Consider the following 16,712-nt stretch of genomic DNA (forward strand, 5'->3'; position numbering starts at 1 on the left):
AAACGCCCGGTTACATTCCGAACCCGGAAGCTAAGCCTTTCAGCGCCGATGGTACTGCAGGGGGGACCCTGTGGGAGAGTAGGACGCCGCCGAACTATTGTTGGGGAGAGCCCCGGAACACCGTGTGTGTTCCGGGGCTCTTTCGTGTTTCCGGACCGTTTTCCGGGGAGGTTCCGGTGCCCTGTCCGGGGGAGGTTTCCGCCGGTCTCGCCCGGATTCGGCGGCCCGCCTCCACACCGGAGGTCGCGGGCCTTGTCGCGGGCCTGCCGGACCGTTCCCGTCACCCGTCATCGCCCTGTTCGGCCGGTGCTCCCGCCCCCGGCGGGCGTTTTGGAGTCACCCGCACACATGGGCTATGCTTCTTCTCGTTGCCACGGGGAAAACCCCGGAGACAACAGGCCCCTATAGCTCAGTCGGTAGAGCGTCTCCATGGTAAGGAGAAGGTCAACGGTTCGATTCCGTTTGGGGGCTCCATGAACAAGGGGGCCTTCCGCCATCGGCGGAAGGCCCCCTTTCGTGTTTCCCGGCAGAGCGCCCCGGCTCAGTCCTGGTGCGGCTCGTGCACCCGCATCGCGAGAATCGCCATGTCGTCCGAGGCGGGCTCCGCAGCGAAGCGCTCGACGGCACGCAGGACGCGGGCCGCGACGGCGCCGGCCGTCAGCCCCGTGCACGTCGTCAGCACCGCGGTCAGACCGTCGTCCCCGAGCATCCGCGTCCCCTCCCGGCGCTCCGTCACACCGTCGGTCACACAGAGCAGGACGTCGCCCGGGTCCAGGGTCACGACCTGCTCGTACAGCTCCAGATCGTCCATGACACCCAGCAGGGGCTGGGGCTCGGCCGCGGGCTCCACCGTGCCGTCCTGCCGCAGGCGCAGCGGCAGCGGATGCCCGGCGCACACGAACTTGAGCACGGCGCTGCCGTCCGCCTGGGGCCACAACTCGCCGTACAGCAGCGTCAGGAAGCGGCTGCGTGCCCCCTCGTCGAGAATCGCCGCGTTCAGGCGCTCCAGCACGGCCGGCCCGCCGAACCCCTCCCGTGCGAGCAACCGCAGCGCATGGCGGGCCAGGCCCGTGACCGCGGCGGCCTCCGGGCCCGTGCCGCAGACGTCGCCGATCGCGAAGCCGTAGGCGCCGTCCCGGATCGGGAACAGGTCGTAGAAGTCGCCGCCCACCTCGTTGCCCTCGCCGGCGGCCCGGTAGATGACCTCCACCTCCACCCCGGGGATCTGCGGCAGCTCCGGGGGCAGCAGACTCCGCTGCAGGGACTGGCTGATGGACACCCGCTCCGAGTACAGCCGGGCGTTGTCCAGGGCCAGCGCGGCACGCCGGGAGAGGTCCTCGGCCAGCTCCAGGATCTCCTGGCGGAAGTGGTCGTCGGAGGGCTTGCCGAGGGTGAGCATCCCGATGACGCGGTTGCGGGCCACCAGCGGCAGCACCACCGTCTCCCCGCCCACCGCGGCCGCGGTCGCCTGGGACGCCCCGATGCCCGAGGACACCGAGGAGGGCGCCAGGCCCAGCCCCAGCTCCCGCTTCGACGCCCTCAGCGCCTCCTGCTGGGCCGCCGTCGCGGGAGCCGCCCAGACCCGGGCACCCGGCGTGGGGACGGGATCGGGCGGGTCGATCCGCGACAGCAGCGCCTTCAGGTCGTCGATCCGGTCCTCGTCCTCGTGGAGCACATACGACAGATACGGCTCCGAGGACTGGTCCGCGATCGTGTAGACGGCGCACCAGGTGGCCAGCGTCGGCACCGTCATCTGCGCCATCAGGGCCAGCGTCTGGTCCCGGTCCAGGGTCCCCGCGAGCAGGTCGGAGGCCTCCACCAGGAAGGACAGCGAGCCGCGCCGCAGGCGCTCCAGCTCGCCCAGGCGGGCGGACTCCACCGCCAGCGCGATGCGGTCCGCGGCGAACTGGAGGCGGAGCGCCTCCTCGTTCGAGTAGCGCCCGGCGGCCTCGGCCGCCACCCCCAGCGACCCGGTGAGCCGTCCCTCCACCTTCAGCGGCACCGTCACCACCGCGCGCATGCCCGTGGAGTTCAGCAGGGGCACCGCCCCGGGGACCGCCAGCAGGTCCTCGTGCACCGCGGGCATCCGCGCCGAGCCGTAGCGGCCGGTCCCGGCCTCCACGGGCACCCGGGCGAAGCGCTGCCGCGCCGAGGGCAGACCGGTGGTCGCGCGGACCTCCAGCTCCGTCTCGTCGTCCGTGGCGAGCAGCAGGAACGCCGCGTCGCCGTCGAGCATGTCCCGGGCCCGCTCCACGGTGCGCTGGAGCAGGCCGTCGAGGTCGTCGGGGGCGGGAGAGCCGATGAACACCTCGAAGGGGTCGCTGGAGCGGCGGTCCGAGCCCGTGTCCGGCGACGCCGAACGCACCGGCGTCTGCAGCACCGCCCGCTCGTCGTCCCGCACCAGGAGGCAGACGGTCGACGGCTCGCCCCGGGTGTCACGGACCCTGAGGTGGGAGGCGTAGACGGGCAGGACGCGTCCGTCGGCTCCGCGGATGCCGTAGCTGCCCTCCCAGCGGGAGAGCCGGAGCGCCTCGGCCACACCCGTGCTCGTGCCCGGAGTGTGCGGCCACGCGGCGAAGTCGGTCAGCGGCTTGCCGAGGACCTGCTCCGCGGAGTAGCCGAAGAGGTGCGCCGCGTCCTCGTTCCACACCGTGATGGCACCGCCCTGGTCGATCTGGACCACGGCCACCCGCACGCGCTCGTCGGCCACGGGAAGCATCGAGGGCGGCAGGGCCGGTCCCGCGGAGCGGGTGCCCACGGCACGCTGCGGGAGGTCCAGCCGGAACCAGACCTGCTTGCGGGTCGGGGTGTACTCGACGCCCCAGCGGGTGGCCAGCGCGGCGCAGAGCATCAGCCCGCGCCCGTTCTCCCGCTCCAGACTGGCCGGGGTCGGCTGCCCGGAGCCGCCCTGGACGGGGATCTCCCGCTCCGGGTAGCGGTCCGACACCTCGACCCGCACCCCGTCCTCGCTGCGCAGGCACAGCACGTCCGCCGCGGTGCCCGCGTGGATCACCGCGTTGGTCACCAGCTCGCTGGTGAGCACCACGGCGTCGTCGACGACGTCGCCGTACCCCCAGCCCTGGAGGGTGTCCCGGACGAAGGCGCGGGCGGTCGCGACGGACCGGCCCACGGGGTCGAAGCTGGCGGCAGCCCGCGCGGTGATCACAGAACTCCTTGTACGCGTTTCGACGCCCGGCTCTGCCATGGTCGGCCCGTTCCTCCCCGTGCCCGGTGGTGTACGCGCAGCACACCGCCCCTGCCGGGCGGACCGGGGCGGTTGGACAGCCGCATGCCAGGTTACTTACCTTCGCTGTCGGAGCGGATGCCGGTTGTGGCTGTTTCCGCCCCGTGGGGGCGGGGACGCTATGCGAAGCTGCCGAACTGTTATGGCCTGGTTCCGGCATGGTGAAACACTGGGCAGGCTTCCTGAGAAGGCCCGGGCAGTACGGTCAAACCCCTGCGGGAGGGACACGGTGGAGTCTGGCATGGCGGCGCGTGGGAAGGATACGCGCGCGAAGGGCGGACGATCCCGCACCAACGGGACGACCGAGGTCGACACGGCGGCGCTGAACCGGCTGATGTCGGCGCTGGTGGCGATGAGGGACGGCAACTTCCGCCGGCGCCTGACGGTGTCCGGCGACGACGTCATGTCCGAGATCGCCGCGGTCTTCAACGAGGTCGCCGACCGCAACCTCCACCTGACCGGGGAGATCGCCCGGGTCCGCAGGATGGTCGGCCGCGAGGGCAAGCTGGCCGAGCGCCTGGAGACCGGAGCGCTGGAGGGCGCCTGGGCCTCCGCCATCGACGCGTCCAACGAGCTGGTGGACGATCTCGCCCGGCCGGTCTCCGAGGTGGGCCGGGTGCTCTCCGCGGTCGCCGAGGGCGACCTGGACCAGCGGATGGAGCTGCGGTCGCATTCCACGGACCCCAGGGACGGGGCGGTGCGCCCGCTGCGGGGCGAGTTCCTCAAGGTCGCCCGGACCGTGAACAGCCTGGTGGACCAGCTGTCCGCGTTCACCGACGAGGTGACCCGGGTCGCGCTGGAGGTCGGCACCGAGGGCAAGCTGGGCGGCCAGGCGCAGGTGCGCGGCATGTCCGGGTCCTGGAAGGACCTCACCGACTCGGTCAACACCATGGCCTACCGGCTCACCGCCCAGGTCCGGGACATCGCCCTGGTGACCACGGCGGTGGCCAAGGGAGACCTCTCGCAGAAGGTCACCGTCCATGTGGCGGGCGAGATGCTGGAGCTGAAGAACACCGTCAACACGATGGTGGACCAGCTGCAGTCCTTCTCTTCCGAGGTCACCCGCGTGGCCCGGGAGGTGGGCACCGAGGGCGAGCTGGGCGGCCAGGCGGCCGTCCCGGGCGTCGCCGGCGTCTGGAAGGACCTCACCGACTCCGTCAACACCATGGCGGGCAATCTCACCTCCCAGGTGCGCGGGATCGCCGAGGTGACCACGGCCGTCGCCAACGGTGACCTGTCGCAGAAGGTGACGGTCAGCGCACGGGGCGAGGTCGCGCAGCTCGCCGAGACCATCAACCAGATGACCGAGACGCTGAGGACCTTCGCCGACGAGGTCACGCGGGTGGCGAGCGAGGTCGGGGCGAAGGGGCTGCTGGGCGGTCAGGCCCAGGTGCCCGGAGCGGCCGGCACCTGGAAGGACCTCACCGATTCGGTGAACACGGCGTTCCGGAACCTGACGGGTCAGGTGCGGGACATCGCGCAGGTGACGACGGCGGTGGCCAACGGTGATCTGTCGCAGAAGGTCACCGTGGACGTCGCGGGCGAGATGCTGGAGCTGAAGAACACCGTCAACACCATGGTGGCGCAGCTCCAGTCCTTCGGCTCGGAGGTGACCCGGGTGGCCCGCGAGGTCGGCGTCGAGGGCCGCCTCGGCGGTCAGGCCGAGGTGCCCGGAGCGGCCGGCACCTGGAAGGACCTCACGGACTCGGTGAACACGGCGTTCCGGAACCTGACGGGTCAGGTGCGGGACATCGCGCAGGTGACGACGGCGGTGGCCAACGGTGATCTGTCGCAGAAGGTCACCGTGGACGTCGCGGGCGAGATGCTGGAGCTGAAGAACACCGTCAACACCATGGTGGCCCAGCTCTCCTCGTTCGCCGACCAGGTCACGCGGATGGCGCGGGACGTGGGCACCGAGGGCCGCCTCGGCGGCCAGGCGCGGGTGGACGGCGTCAGCGGCACCTGGAAGGAGCTGACGGACTCGGTCAACTTCATGGCCGGGAACCTGACCTCGCAGGTGCGCCAGATCGCCCAGGTGACCACGGCGGTCGCCCGGGGCGACCTGTCCCAGAAGATCGATGTGGACGCCCGGGGCGAGATCCTCGAGCTCAAGAACACCATCAACACCATGGTCGACCAGCTGTCCGCCTTCGCGGAGCAGGTGACCCGGGTGGCCCGGGAGGTGGGCACCGACGGGCGGCTCGGCGGTCAGGCGCAGGTGCCCGGCGTCGCCGGGGTGTGGCGCGACCTGACGGACTCGGTGAACGGCATGGCCGAGAACCTCACCGGCCAGGTCCGCAACATCGCCCAGGTCGCCACGGCCGTGGCCCGGGGCGACCTGTCCCAGAAGATCGACGTGGACGCCCGGGGCGAGATCCTCGAACTGAAGAACACCCTGAACACCATGGTCGACCAGCTCTCCAACTTCGCGGAGCAGGTCACCCGGGTGGCCCGCGAGGTGGGCACCGAGGGCATCCTGGGCGGCCAGGCCGAGGTGCAGGGCGTCTCCGGCACCTGGAAGGACCTCACCCAGTCCGTCAACTTCATGGCGAACAACCTGACCAGCCAGGTCCGCAACATCGCCGAGGTGACCACGGCGGTGGCCAAGGGCGACCTCTCCAAGAAGATCACCGTCGATGCCAAGGGCGAGATCCTGGAGCTGGTCACCACCGTCAACACGATGGTCGACCAGCTCTCCGACTTCGCGGACGAGGTGACCCGCGTCGCCCGGGAGGTGGGCACGGAGGGCGTGCTCGGCGGGCAGGCCCGGGTGCGCGGGGTCACGGGCATCTGGAAGGACCTCAGCGACAACGTCAACCTGATGGCCAACAACCTGACCAACCAGGTGCGCAACATCGCACGGGTGTCCTCGGCGGTCGCCAACGGCGACCTGACGAAGAAGGTCACGGTCGAGGCCCGCGGCGAGGTCGCCGAGCTCGCCGACACGGTGAACACCATGGTGCGCACCCTGTCGTCCTTCGCGGACGAGGTGACCCGGGTGGCCCGTGAGGTGGGCACGGACGGCCGCCTGGGCGGCCAGGCGCACGTCCCCGGCGTCTCGGGCACCTGGAAGGACCTGACCGAGTCCGTGAACTCGATGGCCTCCAACCTGACCGGCCAGGTGCGCCAGATCGCCACCGTCACCACGGCGATCGCCAAGGGCGACCTCACCCGGAAGATCGACATCGACGCGCGGGGCGAGATCCTGGAGCTCAAGACGACCATCAACACGATGGTGGACCAGCTGTCCTCCTTCGCCGAGGAGGTCACCCGGGTGGCCCGGGAGGTGGGCACCGACGGGCAGCTGGGCGGGCAGGCGCGGGTGCGGGACGTCGACGGCACCTGGCGGGACCTGACCGAGTCGGTGAACGAGATGGCCGGGAACCTGACCCGGCAGGTGCGCGCGATCGCCGCGGTCGCCACCGCGGTGACCCGCGGTGACCTGAACCTGAAGATCGACGTGGACGCCGCGGGCGAGATCCAGGTGCTCCAGGACAACATCAACACCATGATCGCGAACCTGCGCGACACCACCCTCGCCAACGAGGAGCAGGACTGGCTCAAGGGCAACCTGGCCCGGATCTCCGGCCTGATGCAGGGGCGCCGGGACCTCGACGACGTGGCCTCGCTGATCATGAGCGAGCTGACCCCCGTGGTCTCCGCGCAGCACGGTGCCTTCTTCCTGGCGATGCCGACGGGCAGCAGCTCGGACGTGTCGTCCGGCGGGGAGTCCTACGAGCTGGTGATGCGCGGCAGCTACGGCTACTCGGCCGGGCTGATGCCGACGTCCTTCCGGCCCGGAGAGACGCTGATCGGGACCGCGGCCGAGGAGAAGCGCACCATCCTCGTCAACGTGCCGCCGGGCTATCTCAAGATCTCCTCGGGGCTCGGGGAGGCGTCCCCGGCGTATGTGATCGTGCTGCCCGTGCTGTTCGAGGGCAAGGTCCTGGGCGTGGTCGAGCTGGCCTCCTTCCAGCCGTTCACCCAGATCCAGCGGGACTTCCTGAACCAGATCGCCGAGATGATCGCCACGAGCGTCAACACGATCAGCGTGAACACCAAGACCGAGGTGCTGCTGAAGCAGTCCCAGGAGCTCACCGAGCAGCTGAGGGAGCGCTCCGCCGAGCTGGAGAACCGGCAGAAGGCCCTCCAGGAGTCCAACGCCGAGCTGGAGGAGAAGGCCGAGCTGCTGGCCCAGCAGAACCGGGACATCGAGGTGAAGAACACCGAGATCGAGGAGGCCCGGCAGGTCCTGGAGGAGCGGGCCGAGCAGCTGGCCGTCTCGATGCGCTACAAGTCCGAGTTCCTGGCGAACATGTCCCACGAGCTGCGCACGCCGCTCAACTCGCTGCTGATCCTCGCCAAGCTGCTGGCCGACAACCCGGACACCAACCTCTCGCCGAAGCAGGTGGAGTTCGCCGAGACCATCCACGGCGCCGGCTCCGACCTGCTCCAGCTGATCAACGACATCCTCGACCTGTCGAAGGTCGAGGCGGGCAAGATGGACGTGAGCCCGACCCGCATCGCACTGGTCCAGCTCGTGGACTACGTGGAGGCGACCTTCCGGCCGCTGACGGCGGAGAAGGGGCTCGACTTCTCGGTGCGGGTCTCGCCGGAGCTCCCGGCCACGCTCCACACCGACGAGCAGCGGCTGCTCCAGGTGCTGCGGAACCTGCTGTCGAACGCGGTGAAGTTCACCGACAGCGGGGCCGTCGAGCTGGTCATCCGGCCCGCCGGAGCGGATGTGCCCGCCTCGATCCGCGAGCAGCTGCTGGAGGCCGGTTCGCTCCAGGACGCGGACGCCGAGCTGATCGCCTTCTCCGTCACCGACACCGGTATCGGGATCGCCGCGGGCAAGATGCGGGTGATCTTCGAGGCGTTCAAGCAGGCCGACGGCACCACCAGCCGCAAGTACGGGGGCACGGGCCTGGGGCTGTCCATCAGCCGGGAGATCGCGCGCCTGCTCGGCGGCGAGATCCACGCGGCCAGCGAACCCGGCCGCGGCTCCACCTTCACCCTGTACCTGCCGCTGCACGCGGGCGAGCTGCCCCCGCAGGGCTACCCGGGGATCGCCCTCGGGGCGCCCCCGGTTCCGATGGAGCTGCCCGGGGCGCAGGAGCCGGGGGAGGGGGAGCCCCCGGCGTCGGTGGGTGCCGTGCCCGCGGCGGCCCCGGTGCCGGCACCGGGCCCGGCCGCCCTCTTCCGGCGCCGCCGCAAGGCGCTCGCCGCGGAGCAGGCCCGCGAGGGCGGGGCCGCGGAGCCGGAGCAGGCGGCCGGGGCCGAGGCGCCCGAGGAGCGCCGCCAGTTCTCCTTCGACGGTGAGAAGGTGCTCATCGTCGACGACGACATCCGCAACGTCTTCGCCCTGACCTCCGTGCTGGAGCAGCACGGGCTGTCGGTGCTGTACGCGGAGAACGGGCGCGAGGGCATCGAGGTCCTGGAGCAGCACGACGACGTCACCGTGGTGCTGATGGACATCATGATGCCCGAGATGGACGGCTATGCGACGACGACCGCGATCCGGCGCATGCCGCAGTTCGCGGGAATGCCGATCATCGCGCTGACGGCCAAGGCGATGAAGGGCGACCGGGAGAAGGCGATCGAGTCGGGTGCCTCCGACTACGTGACCAAGCCCGTCGACCCGGACCACCTGCTGTCGGTGATGGAGCAGTGGATGAACGCGCGATGATCACTCGGGGAGGAGTTCTCCCGCAGCCGCCGATCGACTCCGTCCGAAGGGGTGTGGGGGAGTACATTTCGGGGAACGATCCGATCTCCCCCCACGTTTTCGGTACGTGCACAGTGACATCACGGTGACAGGGTGTGGCGACGGGCGGGGTGCGGCTACCATGACCGGCACAAGGACGGGCGACGCGAGACAGTCGTCCCCTGGGGCGGCGCCCGGTGCGTCCTCCGGCTCTGCGAGCCGGGGAGACCCCATGCCGGGACGAGGAGGACGGGGAATGGTGCAGAAGGCCAAGATCCTCCTGGTCGATGACCGGCCGGAGAATCTGCTGGCGCTGGAGGCCATCCTCTCGGCGCTCGATCAGACCCTGGTGCGGGCATCGTCCGGGGAGGAGGCGCTCAAGGCGCTGCTGACGGACGACTTCGCCGTCATCCTGCTGGACGTCCAGATGCCGGGCATGGACGGCTTCGAGACGGCCGCGCACATCAAGCGGCGCGAGAGGACCCGGGACATCCCGATCATCTTCCTCACCGCGATCAACCACGGGCCCCACCACACCTTCCGCGGGTACGCGGCGGGTGCGGTCGACTACATCTCCAAGCCCTTCGACCCGTGGGTGCTCCGGGCCAAGGTGTCCGTCTTCGTCGAGCTCTACATGAAGAACTGCCAGCTCCGCGAGCAGGCGGCACTGCTGCGCCTCCAGCTGGAGGGCGGTCAGGCCGAGAGCGCCGCGGGCCGTGAGCCGGCCGGGCTGCTGGCCGAGTTGTCCGCCAGGCTGGCGGCGGTCGAGGAGCAGGCGGAGGCCCTGTCCAAGCAGCTCGACGACGACGCGGCCGATGCCGCTGCGGTCGCCACGGCCGCCCATCTGGAGCGCAAGCTGACCGGACTGCGTCGCGCGCTCGACGCCCTGGAGCCGGGAGCGGGCGGGGCGCCGCCGCTGCCGTCGCATTCCTGAGCCCCCCGTCCGAGGCGGGCGCGGCGGACGGCCGCCTCCGGCCGGTTCCCCGCGTCACCGCCCGTCGCGGGGCCTCCGGCGACCCGGCCTGCCCTGCGGGGGCGCCCGGGTGACGGGGCGTCAGCCTTCGTCCTCTTCCGGCCCGACACGAACGGGTGAAGCAGTGGCCACACGTGTCCCCGGGCGCCCGCACCGGTAACCTCACCACCATGGCCTCACGCACGTCCGGCAAGGGTTCCCAGGGCACGGCGAGCACCGCGAAACCGCGCACCAGCCGTACGACCGGTGCGGCGAAGAAGGCTGCGCCCGCCAAGGCCGGCGCGGGGAAGACCGCCGCGAAGCCCGCCTCCGGACGCAAGCCCGCCGCGCGGAAGGCCCCGGCCAAGAAGGCGGCCGCCCGCAAGCCCGCCCCCGCCGCACCGTCCCCCACCGGGGGCGTCTACCGGCTCGTGCGCGCCATGTGGCTGGGCGTCGCCCACGCCATCGGGGCGATGCTCCGTGGAATAGGGCGGGGAGCCAAGGGACTTGATCCGGCGCACCGCAAGGACGGCATGGCCCTGCTGCTCCTCGGGCTCGCCCTGATCGTCGCCGCCGGTACCTGGTCGCAGCTGCGGGGCCCGGTCGGAGACCTGGTGGAGATGCTGGTCACCGGCGCGTTCGGCCGTCTCGACCTGCTCGTGCCCCTGCTGCTCGGCGCCGTCGCCGTCCGGCTGATCCTGTATCCGGAGAAGCCCGAGGCCAACGGACGGATCGTCATCGGGCTGTCCGCGCTGGTGATCGGCGTGCTCGGCCAGGTCCACATCGCCTGCGGATCCCCGGGCCGCGGCGAGGGGAGCGAGGCCGTCCGGGACGCGGGCGGTCTCGTCGGCTGGGCCGCCTCCCAGCCGCTGGTCTTCCTGATGGGCGAGGTGCTGGCCGTCCCGCTGCTGCTGCTGCTCACCGTGTTCGGGGTGCTGGTGGTCACCGCCACCCCGGTCAACGCCATTCCCCAGCGCCTGCGGCAGTTCGGGGCGCGCCTCGGCATCGTCGAGCCCCTGCCGGAGCGTTCCGCCTCGGAGGACGACGAGCGCTACGAGGAGCAGTGGCGCGAGGCGCTGCCCGCACCCGCCCGCCGGGGCTCCTCCCGGCGCACGGCACGGCCCGCCGACGAGGACCCGGAACGCGCGGAGCGGGAGGCCGCCGAGGGCCGCCGCACCCGCCGTACGGGCCCCCGGCCGGGAGCGCGCGACGGGCTGGACCCGGTGGACGTCGCCGCCGCGGCCGCCGCCGCGCTCGACGGCGCGGTGCTCAACGGAATGCCGCCCTCCCCGGTGGTCGCCGACCTCACCCGCGACGTGACGGCGGACCGGCGGCGCGCCGCGACCCCGGTGCCCACCGCCCGGGAGCCCGAGGGCGCCGGCACCTCCGGGCGGTCCTCCGTACCCGACCTGACCAAGCCCTCCCCCGAGGACCTCCCCCCGCTCCCCCCGCGCGCCGAGCAGCTCCAGCTGTCCGGCGACATCACCTATGCGCTGCCCTCGCTGGACCTGCTGGAGCGCGGCGGACCGGGCAAGACCCGCAGCGCGGCCAACGACGCCGTCGTGGACTCCCTGACCACCGTGTTCACGGAGTTCAAGGTGGACGCGGCCGTCACGGGCTTCACCCGCGGCCCGACGGTCACCCGCTACGAGGTGGAGCTCGGCCCGGCGGTGAAGGTCGAGAAGATCACGGCGCTGACCAAGAACATCGCCTATGCGGTGGCCAGCCCGGACGTGCGGATCATCTCCCCGATCCCGGGCAAGTCCGCGGTCGGCATCGAGATCCCCAACAGCGACCGGGAGATGGTCAACCTCGGGGACGTGCTGCGCCTCGCCGAGGACGACGACCCGATGATGGTGGCCTTCGGCAAGGACGTCGAGGGCGGCTACGTCATGCACAGCCTGGCGCGGATGCCGCACATGCTGGTCGCCGGCGCCACGGGCTCCGGCAAGTCCTCCTGTATCAACTGCCTGATCACGTCGATCATGATGCGGGCGACGCCCGAGGACGTCCGGATGGTCCTGGTCGACCCCAAGCGCGTGGAGCTCACCGCGTACGAGGGGATCCCGCACCTGATCACGCCGATCATCACCAACCCCAAGCGCGCCGCGGAGGCGCTCCAGTGGGTCGTGCGCGAGATGGACCTGCGCTACGACGACCTCGCCGCCTTCGGGTACCGGCACATCGACGACTTCAACGAGGCGGTCCGCGAGGGCAAGGTGAAGCTGCCGGAGGGCAGCGAGCGCGAGCTCCAGCCCTACCCCTACCTGCTGGTCATCGTGGACGAGCTGGCCGACCTGATGATGGTGGCGCCCAGGGACGTCGAGGACGCCATCGTGCGCATCACCCAGCTGGCCCGCGCCGCGGGCATCCACCTGGTGCTGGCCACCCAGCGGCCCTCCGTCGACGTCGTCACCGGCCTCATCAAGGCCAACGTCCCCTCCCGGCTCGCCTTCGCCACGTCCTCCCTCGCCGACAGCCGGGTCATCCTCGACCAGCCGGGTGCCGAGAAGCTGATCGGCAAGGGCGACGGGCTGTTCCTGCCGATGGGTGCGAACAAGCCGACCCGTATGCAGGGCGCCTTCGTGACGGAGGAGGAGGTCGCGGCCGTCGTCCGGCACTGCAAGGAGCAGATGGCCCCGGTCTTCCGCGAGGACGTGGTGGTCGGCGGCAAGCAGAAGAAGGAGGTCGACGAGGAGATCGGCGACGACCTCGACCTGCTGTGCCAGGCGGCCGAACTGGTGGTCTCGACCCAGTTCGGCTCCACCTCCATGCTCCAGCGCAAGCTCCGTGTGGGCTTCGCGAAGGCGGGCAGGCTCATGGACCTGATGGAGTCGCGGAACATCGTGGGCCCGAGCGAGGGCTCGAAGGCACGCGACGTTCTGGTGAAACCGGACGAACTGGAGGGAGTGCTCGCCCTGATCCGGGGAGAGACTTCTTCGTAAGGGAGATTCGGGCAACCGTTTCCCCCGGCCGTACGTCAGGTTGGAGGGAGGGGCGAGCCCTGTTCCACCATCGGGCGGACCGGCCGGTCACAAGGCCATTCCGATGGCGTACAAAGTTACGCCGCCCGGTTGCCCCACCCTTTCGCCCCACCCCTAGACTGAACCTCCAGCAGGTGGCTCACGCTCGAAAGGCGCACCCGTGTCCATCGGCAACTCCCCCGAAGACAACCGGCCTTCCGCCCCCGACGACGACCGGCCGTCGATCGGCCATGCCCTCAGGCAGGCGCGTGTCGACGCCGGTCTGAGCGTCGACGAGGTCAGCGTCTCCACCCGGGTGCGCGTTCCCATCGTGCACGGGATCGAGGACGACGACTTCTCCCGCTGCGGCGGCGACGTCTACGCACGCGGGCACATCCGCACACTCGCCCGGGCCGTCGGGCTCGACCCCGAGCCCCTGATCGCCCGGTACGACGCCGAGCACGGCGGCCGCCCCTCCCCGACACCCGCCGCGCCGCTGTTCGAGGCCGAACGGATCCGGCCCGAGCCGCGGCGCCCGAACTGGACCGCCGCCATGGTCGCGGCCATCGTCGCCGTGGTCGGCTTCGCGGGCTTCACCCTCTTCAGCGGCGACGGCGAGGACAGCGGCTCGGCGGTCGCCGAGGGCACAGCGCCCGAGGCCGAGCCGACGCCCTCGGCGACCCCGGTCAAGCCCGCCGACCCCAAGCCCGAGCCCTCGGACAGCGCCATCGCGGCGGTGCCGAAGGACAAGGTGACCGTGAAGCTCTCCGTCGTCGACGACAAGAGCTGGATCTCGGCCAAGTCGCACAACGGCAAACTGCTCTTCGACGGGACCCTGCTCAAGGGCCAGTCGAAGACCTTCCAGGACGACGAGCGGGTCGACCTGATCCTCGGCAACGCCGGGGCGATCGAGCTGTACGTGAACGGAAAGAAGATCGACGACGACTTCGAGCTCGGCGGAGTCGAGCGCCTGTCGTACACCAAGGGCGACCCCGCCGCCGGCTGATCCGCGCAGCCGCCGGGGGCGCGTTCGAGGGCGCGCCCCCGGCGTACCGGCGGGGCCCCGGTGCGGCGCGTGGGGCCGGAGGAGGCCTCGGGGCAGGGGCGAGGGCCGGGACGAAGTAGTCTTGAGCCCATGCCCGAACGCCGTACCGTCGCCCTTGTCACCCTTGGCTGCGCCCGTAACGAGGTGGACTCGGAGGAACTCGCAGGCCGCTTGGCAGCGGACGGCTGGGAGCTCGTCGAGGAAGCCGCCGCAGCGGACGTCGCCGTCGTCAACACCTGCGGCTTCGTCGAGGCCGCGAAGAAGGACTCCGTCGACGCCCTGCTGGAGGCCAACGACCTCAAGGACCACGGCCGCACCCAGGCCGTGGTCGCGGTCGGCTGCATGGCCGAGCGCTACGGCAAGGAGCTGGCCGAGGCCCTGCCCGAGGCCGACGGCGTGCTCGGCTTCGACGACTACGCCGACATCTCCGACCGGCTCCGGACCATCCTGAGCGGCGGCGTCCACGCCTCCCACACGCCCCGGGACCGGCGCAGGCTGCTGCCCCTGAGCCCCGTGGAGCGCCAGCAGGCCACCGACGTCGCCCTTCCCGGGCACGGCGACACCGCCCCCGCCCCTGCCGACCTCCCCGAGGGCCTCGCCCCGCGGTCCGGCCCCAGGGCCCCCCTGCGCCGCCGGCTCGGCTCCAGCCCCGTCGCCTCCGTGAAGCTGGCCTCGGGCTGCGACCGCCGCTGCACCTTCTGCGCCATCCCGTCCTTCCGGGGCTCCTTCATCTCCCGCCGCCCCGCCGACGTCCTGGGCGAGACCCGCTGGCTGGCCGAGCAGGGTGTGAAGGAGGTCATGCTCGTCTCGGAGAACAACACCTCCTACGGCAAGGACCTCGGCGACATCCGGTTGCTGGAGACCCTGCTGCCCGAGCTCGCCGCCGTCGACGGCATCGAGCGGGTGCGGGTGAGCTACCTCCAGCCCGCCGAGATGCGGCCCGGCCTGATCGAGGTGCTCACCTCCACCGAGAAGGTCGCGCCCTACTTCGACCTCTCCTTCCAGCACTCCGCTCCCGGGGTACTGCGTGCCATGCGCCGCTTCGGCGACACCGAGCGCTTCTGGGAACTGCTGGAGACCATCCGCTCCAAGGCCCCCGAGGCCGGGGTGCGCTCCAACTTCATCGTCGGCTTCCCCGGCGAGAGCGAGGAGGACTTCGCCGAGCTGGAGCGCTTCCTCGGGGCCGCCCGCCTCGATGCGATCGGTGTCTTCGGCTACAGCGACGAGGAGGGCACGGAGGCGGTCTCCTACGAGGACAAGCTCGGCTCCGACGTGATCGCCGAGCGGCTGGCCCACCTGTCGAGGGTCGCCGAGGAGCTGACCGCCCAGCGCGCCGAGGAGCGGCTGGGCCAGACGCTGCACGTGCTCGTCGAGTCGGTCGACGAGGAGGAGGGCGCCCTCGGCCGCGCGGCCCACCAGGCACCCGAGACCGACGGCCAGATCCTTCTGACGGACTCCGCGGGCCTGGTCCCCGGCCGGATGGTGACCGCCAAGGCCGTTGCGGCCGAGGGCGTGGACCTGGTGGCCGAACCACTGGGCGAGGGGGCGGGGAGATGACCGGAGTGCCGGCATCCGCGACGGGCGGCACCGGCAGGCCGGCGTCCGGCGGCAAGCTGGCCGCGGCGGCCGTCAACCAGGCCAGTCTGTGGAACATCGCCAACATCCTCACGATGATCCGGCTGGTGCTGGTGCCCGCGTTCGTGGTGCTGCTGCTCCAGGACGGCGGGTACGACCCCGTGTGGCGGGCCTGGGCCTGGGCCGCCTTCGCCGTGGCCATGATCACGGATGTCTTCGACGGGCACCTCGCCCGGACGTACGACCTGGTCACCGACTTCGGGAAGATCGCCGACCCGATCGCCGACAAGGCGATCATGGCGGCGGGGCTGATCTGCCTCTCCGTACTGGGCGACCTGCCCTGGTGGGTGACGGGCGTCATCCTCCTGCGTGAACTGGGGATCACGCTGATGCGCTTCTGGGTGATCCGGCACGGGGTCATCCCCGCCAGCCGCGGGGGCAAGATGAAGACCCTGGCGCAGGGGACGGCGGTGGGCATGTACGTCCTGGCGCTCACCGGGCCGCTGGCCACCCTGCGCTTCTGGGTGATGGCCGTGGCCGTGCTGCTCACGGTGGCCACCGGCCTCGACTACGTGCGCCAGGCGGTCGTGCTCAGGCGCCGGGGCCTGGCCGAGGAGCGGGCCGCCGCGGTGGCGGCGGGGGACCGTCCCGCATGAGCGCCGCCGCCCGGGTCCTGGACCTCCTGGCGCGGCGCGGTGAGACCCTGGCCGTGGCCGAGTCCCTGACGGGCGGCCTCGTCGCGGCCGCCCTGACCGGCGTCCCCGGGGCCTCGCGCAGCTTCCGGGGCTCGGTGACGGCCTATGCGACGGACGTCAAGAGCGGGCTGCTGGGCGTCGACCCCGCGCTGCTGGCCGCCCGTGGAGCCGTGGACGCCGAGGTCGCGGAGCAGATGGCGGCCGGGGTGCGGCGGCTGCTCGGCGCCGCCTGGGGGATCGCCACCACCGGCGTCGCAGGGCCCGATCGACAGGACGGGCACCCCGTGGGAACGGTGTACGTTGCCGTTTCGGGACCCTCGGGAGCAGGGAAAAGCGCCGCGCTGCGATTGAACGGCGGTCGGGAGGAAATCCGTAGAGAGAGTGTGCTGAGGGTAATCGACCTGCTCTCCGGCGAACTGCACGGGAATGCGCGGGCACAGGATACGGAACAGAACGGGGGGACTTGATGTTTGCAGCCCTGAGTGAACACGACATCGCTCCCCGCACGGCCGCGGCGCGAGGCGGTACGGT

General features: G+C 71.4%; 8 protein-coding genes, 1 tRNA gene and 1 rRNA gene. 9 read left to right on the forward strand and 1 reads right to left on the reverse strand.

Annotated elements, in window-relative coordinates:
• Positions 1-95 (forward strand): 5S ribosomal RNA (rrf, locus tag ACGF15_RS10565); the annotation flags it as partial.
• Between the two features lie 303 nt (positions 96-398).
• A tRNA-Thr gene (locus ACGF15_RS10570) sits at positions 399-474 on the forward strand.
• A 67-nt stretch (positions 475-541) separates the two neighbouring features.
• On the opposite strand, the gene ACGF15_RS10575 is transcribed toward ACGF15_RS10570, so the two are convergent.
• Positions 542-3,205, reverse strand: coding sequence for a SpoIIE family protein phosphatase (locus ACGF15_RS10575; protein ID WP_345613813.1), 2,664 nt, complete (start codon positions 3,203-3,205; stop codon positions 542-544).
• A 280-nt stretch (positions 3,206-3,485) separates the two neighbouring features.
• Between ACGF15_RS10575 and ACGF15_RS10580 the strand changes: the two genes are divergently transcribed.
• From ACGF15_RS10580 to ACGF15_RS10610, 7 genes are all read left to right on the forward strand, one after another.
• Positions 3,486-8,933 carry a HAMP domain-containing protein gene (locus ACGF15_RS10580; protein WP_345613814.1) on the forward strand — a complete coding sequence of 1,816 codons (5,448 nt, stop codon included), beginning with the start codon at positions 3,486-3,488 and terminating at the stop codon, positions 8,931-8,933.
• A 274-nt stretch (positions 8,934-9,207) separates the two neighbouring features.
• Positions 9,208-9,885, forward strand: coding sequence for a response regulator (locus tag ACGF15_RS10585; protein WP_345613815.1), 678 nt, complete (start codon positions 9,208-9,210; stop codon positions 9,883-9,885).
• A 209-nt stretch (positions 9,886-10,094) separates the two neighbouring features.
• Positions 10,095-12,848 (forward strand): DNA translocase FtsK, encoded by a 2,754-nt coding sequence (locus tag ACGF15_RS10590; protein ID WP_345613816.1) that lies wholly within the window; start codon positions 10,095-10,097, stop codon positions 12,846-12,848.
• A gap of 199 nt (positions 12,849-13,047) precedes the next feature.
• Positions 13,048-13,872 (forward strand): helix-turn-helix domain-containing protein, encoded by an 825-nt coding sequence (locus ACGF15_RS10595; protein WP_256525577.1) that lies wholly within the window; start codon positions 13,048-13,050, stop codon positions 13,870-13,872.
• Between the two features lie 129 nt (positions 13,873-14,001).
• Complete coding sequence (rimO, locus tag ACGF15_RS10600) at positions 14,002-15,468, forward strand: 30S ribosomal protein S12 methylthiotransferase RimO (RefSeq protein WP_345613818.1); 1,467 nt, start codon at positions 14,002-14,004, stop codon at positions 15,466-15,468.
• Positions 15,465-16,142, forward strand: a complete 678-nt coding sequence (pgsA, locus tag ACGF15_RS10605) for a CDP-diacylglycerol--glycerol-3-phosphate 3-phosphatidyltransferase (RefSeq protein ID WP_345613819.1) — start codon at positions 15,465-15,467, stop codon at positions 16,140-16,142. The genes rimO and pgsA overlap by 4 nt, the downstream gene beginning before the upstream one ends.
• Entirely contained in the window at positions 16,139-16,648 is a 510-nt protein-coding gene (locus ACGF15_RS10610) for a CinA family protein (protein WP_392797765.1), read from the forward strand. Before pgsA ends, ACGF15_RS10610 begins: the two co-directional genes overlap by 4 nt.
• Positions 16,649-16,712 lie beyond the last annotated feature (64 nt).

It is taken from the genome of Streptomyces sp. NPDC048001, assembly GCF_043203115.1.
Lineage (GTDB): Bacteria > Actinomycetota > Actinomycetes > Streptomycetales > Streptomycetaceae > Streptomyces > Streptomyces sanyensis.

What these genes read in the sequence shown, in the direction of transcription:
- ACGF15_RS10575 (WP_345613813.1), bottom strand. Translation starts at nt 3,205, where the DNA reads ATGGCAGAGCCGGGCGTCGAAACGCGTACAAGGAGTTCTGTGATCACC.
- ACGF15_RS10580 (WP_345613814.1), top strand. Translation starts at nt 3,486, where the DNA reads ATGGCGGCGCGTGGGAAGGATACGCGCGCGAAGGGCGGACGATCCCGC.
- ACGF15_RS10585 (WP_345613815.1), top strand. Translation starts at nt 9,208, where the DNA reads ATGGTGCAGAAGGCCAAGATCCTCCTGGTCGATGACCGGCCGGAGAAT.
- ACGF15_RS10590 (WP_345613816.1), top strand. Translation starts at nt 10,095, where the DNA reads ATGGCCTCACGCACGTCCGGCAAGGGTTCCCAGGGCACGGCGAGCACC.
- rimO (WP_345613818.1), top strand. Translation starts at nt 14,002, where the DNA reads ATGCCCGAACGCCGTACCGTCGCCCTTGTCACCCTTGGCTGCGCCCGT.
- pgsA (WP_345613819.1), top strand. Translation starts at nt 15,465, where the DNA reads ATGACCGGAGTGCCGGCATCCGCGACGGGCGGCACCGGCAGGCCGGCG.
- ACGF15_RS10610 (WP_392797765.1), top strand. Translation starts at nt 16,139, where the DNA reads ATGAGCGCCGCCGCCCGGGTCCTGGACCTCCTGGCGCGGCGCGGTGAG.